Below are 810 nucleotides of genomic sequence, written 5' to 3'. Positions count from 1 at the left end.
TTAAAGCATTCAGAGCTCAGTTTAGAGGTGTAAGAGATATTGATTTCTTTTTATACTGATTGACTAAGCTTTATGCCTAAACACAACTTTTGAGATTGATCCCTTTTGTCTTTGTAGGTTAATCTACAAGCTAGAGGGGCTACACCCAATTTATTAGTTCTGTGTTTAGATATAACAAACAGAATATTTAGTTTATGTATTTTGTTCATATGTATCAGTAAATTTTAGTGAAATGAGATATGCTACCTCTAGAAAAAACATGCTACCTTTTTGTATACCTATTAAGAAGATAAGGCTGTATAAGTAGTAAATAAGTAAAATACTCTACTTTAGATATAGAGTATTGAATAACAATAACTTATATATGCAAAAAAAGCTACCTAATTGGTAGCTTCTTATAATTTCGCGGAGAAAGAGGGATTCGAACAATCCCCATATCTTTTTATATACTAATAAGTTATGTGGTTTTAATTAGATGTGTTAACCTATTTGTAAGCCTTTTACTAACATAATAAAGATAAAACAATTTTATAATTTAGTTTATCACTTACACTATAGATATAATATACATTCTCATCTATAATAAGTTTACCCATTTTATGATTTATATTTTTAAAGGCTGCTGCACTCATAAAGTATTTATCTGTTTTTATTATTACTGCATGTAAAATATCCCAATGGTATAATAGTTCAATTTCATATTTAAATTCTTTAAGATTATTATGTAATGATTCTGATAGATAAATATAAGACTCATATCCTTTAATTCTATCCTTAGTTATTTCAAGAGAAAATTCTAGCTCTTGATAC

1 protein-coding gene is annotated in these 810 nt (G+C 26.5%); it reads right to left on the bottom strand.

The window, feature by feature from the left end; translation table 11 throughout:
• Positions 1-503 precede the first annotated feature (503 nt).
• Positions 504-810, bottom strand: a 307-nt coding sequence (locus tag GOQ24_RS16030; RefSeq protein WP_160340155.1) for a hypothetical protein, incomplete at its 5' end; no start/stop codon positions are given.

Source organism: Myroides sp. LoEW2-1 (assembly GCF_009767705.1).
Lineage (GTDB): Bacteria > Bacteroidota > Bacteroidia > Flavobacteriales > Flavobacteriaceae > Flavobacterium > Flavobacterium album_A.
This window is presented reverse-complemented; position numbering and strand designations above follow the sequence as displayed.